A 6,296-nucleotide genomic window follows, 5' to 3' on the forward strand; every position below is an offset into this window, starting at 1 on the left:
GTGCTGCGAGTTGAGCCCTGGACGCTTTGGCTTCGAATCAACAAGCAAGCCAGGTTCCCCAAGGTCGATGACCTGATCCGGCCCGCCAGCAGCGCAAGTTCACGCCTCACGCTCAGCCAACAGGATGCCATCTTCCTGGCCAACAGCCTGCCCAGTTTGCCATGCGATGATCCGCTCCACGATCCAATCACGATCGAACTCAGCAGCCAAATCGCCATTCGCGCTCGCGGCGAGGGTCAAAGCCGGCCCACCGAGCTTGTTTTGGTCGACTCGAGCTACGCCGGCGAGCCAGTGACGATCAACACGAACCGCAGGTTTTTGGCCCAGGCCCTCAAGCTGGGTTTCCGCGAAATCTGCATCTATAGCCCGAGCTCACCGGCGCTCTGTGACAATGGCAGCCGGCAATACCTGTGGGCATTGCTCGAGCCCTCGGACGCCATCAAGGCCAGCGATGATGCCCTGAGGATCGAGTCGCTAGGTCAGCAAGCGACCCATTCCACCGTTCCATTCAAGCCACGGAGAAAGACCCCCGCCATGCCAGCCAACAAACCCGAAACGCCAGTGGAGCAACCAACGGAGCAGCCTTCCGCCGGAAAAACCCGCCGCCGGCACCTGCAATCAGCCAATCCCATGCCCGGTTCACCCATCGATCAGGCCATCGCGCTGCGAGCTGCCCTACGGAACGCCGCGACCCAGGCGAACGAACTGATCCGCTCTCTCAAGCGGCAAAAACGCCAGACCAAGCTGGTCGCTTCGGCGCTGGGTTCGCTCAAGGAATTGCAGAAAGTGGCCGGCTGAGCAGTGAGAATTCGCACAGACAACGCCACATACCGCTCGAATAGGTCTGTTTCTGGCTCCGCTCGGACAGGAGACCGAGCCCACGAGCAATGCCGCGAGACAGCGGGGCGGGATGAAGACTCGCGCCTCCAGCCCGCCCCTTGACTGCTCGTGCCCTAGATAGCCTGTTGCAATCGTCGTGAAGACTTTGCCGCCGGCTCCAAGGCACCGGCCAGTTTCGCGACTTGCGGGATTAATTCCTCGAGGTGGTCGAGGTCCGGAAGTTCTCGCGATCTTTGGCTGGCCGTTTCGAGTGCAGTGTTGATGCGTTCGAGCTTTTCGAGCAAAGCATTGGCTTGCCCATCGAGTGAACTCAACAACGCCTGCATCTGATGAAGTTCCGCAAAGCACATAACTGATTCTCCGATTTTGAGACGGGCTTTGAGTATGACGGCAACACGCCGAACACCGCGAGCCGGCTGAAAACAAGGTGCTCGACAAGGTGGGGCACTCGTCGGCACTACGAACCGTGTGCTTTGCTTCGCTTCGCATAGCTTTGAACAATCCCCACGACGTCATGCTAGGCCGGCACAAATCGGCTCGTCAATAGGCACGGGATTCCACAAGCCCATATCCCTCCAAGGAGAAGAGCGATGCTCAAACTTAACGTCGGCTTCAACCGCAAGGTCGGCGAGTCGAACTACGGCTCGCGCGGCGCTTCGGTAAATCTGGAGCTGGAACTCGAAAGTGGGCTCATCGGCGACCCCGACAAGCTCAAGGACCGCATCCGGCAGCTGTTCACCCTGGCGAAAACTTCGGTCGACGAAGAGCTGGCCGGTAATACCTCGTCCAACCATGGCACTGGCAACGGCAACACCAGCCAGCCCGCCAATGGCAGCGGGCAGCGGCGCAACAATGGCCGCCACGCAACAGCTAGCCAGGTGCGGGCGCTGCACGCCATCGCCGGCCGGGAGCAACTGGATTTGGCTGCCGTACTCGCCGAACGGTTCAACGTCTCGCAGGCCGACGACCTGTCGATCAACGAAGCAAGCGAGTTGATCGACAGCCTGAAGGCCCAGAGCAATAGTAGCGGGACGGGAGGGCGGCGATGATTAGCGCCGCCAAGCTCGCGCCCAACGAAACAGCCGAGCGGCTCATGGGCAGGGACTATCTCTCGTTTTCATCGCTATCCCTGTATCAGACCTGTCCGCTGCGCTGGTACTTCAAGTATGTCGCCGGCTTGCCCGAAGAAACGGTTTCTTCGAGCCTCGTCTTCGGCGGCGCGATCCATCGAGCGGTCGAACTCCATTTCAACGAGCTGCTGGCCGGTAACCCGGCGCCAGACCTCGACACTCTGCTCGCCGCGTACCAGACAGGCTGGCTGGACCGGGATCCCGCGCGCGTCCATTTCGGCAAGGACGAAACTGCCGAAAGCCTGGGTCGGCTGGCCGACCGCATGTTGCGGGCTTTTCAAGGCAGCAAACTTGCGGAGCCGGGCGGCAAGATCATCGGCGTCGAAGAGGAGTTGCGCGGGCAGCTCGTTCCAGGGTGCCCTGACCTTTTGGCTCGCATCGACCTGCTCGTCGACACGGGCGACGCACTGGTCATCACCGATTTCAAGACGGCCCGCAGTCGCTGGAGTGCGGGCCACGCTGACGAAGCCGGCGAGCAATTGTTGCTTTATTCGGAGTTGGTCAGGCGACTGGCGCCGGAAAAGTCGATCCGGCTAGAGTTCGCCGTCATCACCAAAACCAACGAACCGGTCGTCGACCGGCTCGCAGTGACCGTTGATCCCCACCGCGTGGCACGGACCAAGCGCGTCATGCAGAACGTCTGGCGTGCAATCGAGGGGCGCCATTTCTTTCCAAGCCCATCGCCGATGAACTGCCCGACGTGCCCGTACCGCGCGCCGTGCCGCGCCTGGACCGGCTGAGCGGCCCGTCGCCAGGGTGACCGGGATCGAAAAACATCCAAAGGAAGCCATTTGATGAAATCGCAAGAATCCTTCCCGTTCGTGATTGCCGCCATTGCCGGCGCCGTGATTGGCTACCCGATCGCCGGCTGGGCAGGCATGATCGGGACCGCAATCGGCCTTTGTTTCGTGCTCGGAGGTCTGGGCGGATCGAGCCAAGGGGCGAAGCCCAGACAGCGGCGGCGGTAACAAGCTGTCAGATGCCGAATGCGACCGTGCCGCCCGCAAGGGCGGCATGTGGTCGCTTTTTTTTAGCAATACACCACTTTCCCCATGTGACCGACAGCTAAACTTCAGCCTTTCGCAGACTCCACTGAGGTGTCCATGATTGCAACGCCAGCCCGTTGCAGCTCTCGCAAGACCCATGGTCCAGGGTGTACTGCGTCAGGCATCGCGGACAGTACGATTGCGCGTCCACCATTCGGACAGGTTCAGCCAGGAGCTCACGCGGGTCGAGCCCAGCCTCCTCAACCGCCATGCGCAAACGGAGTGCTACTCGTTCCTGAAACCATAACAACGCCCGATCCTCGCTCGACGCCACCACCGGGGCCTGGGGTTGCGCGCAGAGTTCCCGAAGTCTCTGTTCAGCAAGTTTACGCAAATCTCGTTGTTGGCAAATAACCGAAGCTACCGCAACTGGTTCATAGCCGTCAAAGCAACCGCGCGCAATACTTTCCGCTGCCCGCATGGCGGCTGCTGGAGACAGCAACAACATGACCATGCGAGAAACCGCGATCATCCGTGATCCGCGAATAAATGACCGATACATCGCGCAGTAGTATGCGATGCTGCAAGCCCATATGGCCAAGAAGCTGGCCAAGTAGGTGGCGGCACTCCATGCTCGATTGAGTGCACCAGCGTAGTATAGAGCCGGTCCAACTACGAACGCGTAAATAGCGAAGGCGGTGCATATGTCAGTTAGCGCACGGCGTTCGATTTTAAGACGGCGCAAACGCCCGGAAATCGCGACCGTATCCGTGATGTCCGCAAGCACAGCCTCAGCGGCTTGCTCGCGTTTTGCCGGCGTGGCCCGGCGAACGCAGTCCAATCGAGTAGCAACAAATACGGCCCCCGCGGCCGAGAATAATTTGGCGACTACTCGCCCGTTGATGAGTAGCTTCCGCTCTTCGGTTGTGATCGAGCTGATGGCTTCATACGGAAGCCAAAGGTCATTTCGCCCTCCATTGGCATCCTGAATTCCGCCTCCTGGAACCAGGACGATGCCACGCGCGTCGAAAGGAAGGGGCCACGCACTGCAAACAAATGAGAAAGACCACGGCAGCAGGTTGGTCAAGACCAAGCGGCCATGCTCATTTGCAAGAGGTCCCATTGCTACCGCGGTGCGATGGCGACGCACGCCGCAAACGCACATCGCCGTTTCGGGGATCCAGCAGCTGCATTCTGAGAAGTAGAGTGCCGCCAGCACCAGTAGAATCAACTCGAGGTCAGTAAGCGTATGCGACGCGATCATGCAGCCGGCTTCCCATCCGCTTTGCACTTTCCGGTAAGCAGCTTCCAAAGCCCAGCTAACAACGCCACACAGGCTGCCGCGACCCCTTTACCCGACTTGGCAATCAGGCCGCCGAGCTTAGACAGTAGGCCGGTTTTCGCGGCTGTAACTGTGGCTCCGCCTGTAATCAAGCCAGTTAGCCCATATTGGGCCATGCGATCGCCGGAGCGCCATTCGGCGTACGTATTGCCCGGCGTGAAGCGCACTGTAGAGAGAAGTTGTTTGGCCGCCGGAATGACACTTGGCAGCGAGTCAATGTCCGCAACGAGGACAGCCGACATAATTCCGGTGCGACCGAGAATTTCGGTGCGGTAGTTCCCCGTCACCCCATCGGTTGACTGTAGCTTTATCGCCCAGACTAGATGATTAGACTGGGCGTCGTAACTCGGCGGATGAATCCAGTCGACCACATGAAGCTCTGGCCAGTTGTGTTGGCGGCGTGCGATGTTGCCCGCATCAGTGCCTTCGCGAATGCTTCGCAGTATGGCATCGGCGTCGAGGCTGCCCTTCTCGTTGTCAGGTACGTGTCCGATGTCGTTATAATGTAGATTAAGAAACCAAGACAGGTTAACCGGCATCAGTACACCATCTAAAGTATCATCTGCTAGGTTCTCGTTAATCTCTGCCCAAGTCTTAGCTCCGACCGTGCCGGTGAACTGGAAGCCTGCTGGCACATCAATTGTCGCGTGCGACCCCAGCGATGCGGTGGCTGGGCCCTTGACCCAAGTAATTGTGTTGTAGAGCCGCGATGCGCGCTCTGCATTGGTCTCGCTCGCTTGAGCCGGGAAGGGCATGGACGCAAGACAGAACGCTACGTAGACGCCGAGGGTCAGCACGTTGGCAAATGATAGGACATTCAATTTCAGCATATCACGCATGACCGTTACCCTTTGTGTGTGCTCTCTCACGCTTTGGAAAGTACAACTACTAATGAGCCGCTCCCACAAATCTGCCCGCGAGCGCGCCAATAAATGCTCCAAACATGGCTCCTGCTAGCACGCCCGCATTGAGCCACAGAGCCGCAAGGCTCCCCGTTGCCGAGCCCATGAGGATCCCAGCAATGACGATGGCCAAAATCGGAACAGCGGCTGCCGGTGATACTTCTGGAACGGTAATCGATCCGCCGCCAGCGAGGCCAACTTCCGAGACCGCTCTTAGCTCATCCAAGAGTTTCTCTACCGACGGGTAACGGGATTCCGGAAATGGCAGCAATAGCCGCTTTAGTATGCCGTCGAAATAGGTTGGAACAGACTTGTTGACGGCCGCTGCGTCGGCCCAGGTCCCCGTTGGCTTTCGGCCAGTTAGGGCCTCGTAGAACGTAACTCCCAAGCTGTACTGATCAGCACGTTCATCCAGCCTTGGAGAGCCAATGTGCTGCTCCGGCGCCATGTAATCAAATGTCCCGGGCGCTACAGATGTCATTGTCAGGCCGCCCGAGTCATGTAGTGACTTGGCGATACCTAAGTCGGCGACGATTGCATGGCCATCCGGTAGTAGAAGGATGTTTGAAGGCTTAATATCGCGATGGACGAGACCGGCGCCGTGGATGGCTGCCAATCCTTCGCAGGTGTCAACGAGCCAGCGGAGAACATCTGAATACTTGGGCATTGCCCCTGTCCTTTTAGCCTCGTCTACGACGTCGCGCAAATTCGTTCCCTCGACCCACTCCGTAACGAGGTACAAAATACTGCCGACCTCGCCCTGCCCAATCGGCCTTAGAACGCGTGGGTGGGCTACACTGGTCAATGCCGCATATTCCGCTTGGAAGCGCTGTCGCGCTGAAGGGTCCGCAGTCGCTTCTTGAGGAAGGACCTTGATTGCGACCCGTTTGCCCGTTTTATCCCGCGCAAGAACGAGCACCCCCATTCCGCCGCGAGCGAAGAATCGCTCGATGCGATAATCGTCAAGGGCCTCTGGAAGTATGAGGCGAGGCTTACCCTCGATAACGAGAATTCCTTTGGCGCAAGAGGTGCATCGCGTAGGTTGAAAGGTGGGCTCTGGAAGGACGGTGCTGGCGCACCAGGGGCACTTTGCGAT

The 6,296-nt window shown here is 59.0% G+C and carries 8 protein-coding genes; 4 read left to right on the forward strand and 4 right to left on the reverse strand.

Annotation, left to right across the window (positions count from 1 at the left end):
* The coding region (locus tag VGG64_11725; protein HEY1600266.1) for a hypothetical protein at positions 1-798 on the forward strand (798 nt) is incomplete at its 5' end.
* 155 nt (positions 799-953) lie between these two features.
* Here VGG64_11725 and VGG64_11730 read toward each other — a convergent pair.
* Entirely contained in the window at positions 954-1,190 is a 237-nt protein-coding gene (locus VGG64_11730; GenBank protein HEY1600267.1) for a hypothetical protein, read from the reverse strand.
* 240 nt (positions 1,191-1,430) lie between these two features.
* Between VGG64_11730 and VGG64_11735 the strand changes: the two genes are divergently transcribed.
* From VGG64_11735 to VGG64_11745, 3 genes are read left to right on the forward strand one after another with little or no spacing between them, the layout of a single operon-like run.
* On the forward strand, positions 1,431-1,889 hold the full coding sequence (locus VGG64_11735) for a hypothetical protein (protein ID HEY1600268.1): 459 nt from the start codon (positions 1,431-1,433) through the stop codon (positions 1,887-1,889).
* Positions 1,886-2,710, forward strand: a complete 825-nt coding sequence (locus VGG64_11740; GenBank protein HEY1600269.1) for a PD-(D/E)XK nuclease family protein — start codon at positions 1,886-1,888, stop codon at positions 2,708-2,710. Before VGG64_11735 ends, VGG64_11740 begins: the two co-directional genes overlap by 4 nt.
* Before the next feature lie 54 nt (positions 2,711-2,764).
* Positions 2,765-2,938, forward strand: a complete 174-nt coding sequence (locus tag VGG64_11745) for a hypothetical protein (protein HEY1600270.1) — start codon at positions 2,765-2,767, stop codon at positions 2,936-2,938.
* Between the two features lie 97 nt (positions 2,939-3,035).
* Here VGG64_11745 and VGG64_11750 read toward each other — a convergent pair whose 3' ends face one another.
* The 3 genes from VGG64_11750 to VGG64_11760 form a co-directional block, all read right to left on the reverse strand.
* Positions 3,036-4,043, reverse strand: coding sequence for a hypothetical protein (locus VGG64_11750; GenBank protein ID HEY1600271.1), 1,008 nt, complete (start codon positions 4,041-4,043; stop codon positions 3,036-3,038).
* A 173-nt stretch (positions 4,044-4,216) separates the two neighbouring features.
* Positions 4,217-5,137: a DUF2167 domain-containing protein gene (locus VGG64_11755; GenBank protein ID HEY1600272.1), complete on the reverse strand. Its 921-nt coding sequence runs from the start codon at positions 5,135-5,137 to the stop codon at positions 4,217-4,219.
* A 49-nt stretch (positions 5,138-5,186) separates the two neighbouring features.
* Complete coding sequence (locus VGG64_11760) at positions 5,187-6,296, reverse strand: serine/threonine-protein kinase (GenBank protein ID HEY1600273.1); 1,110 nt, start codon at positions 6,294-6,296, stop codon at positions 5,187-5,189.

The organism is Pirellulales bacterium, assembly GCA_036490175.1.
Classification (GTDB): Bacteria; Planctomycetota; Planctomycetia; order Pirellulales; family JACPPG01; genus JACPPG01.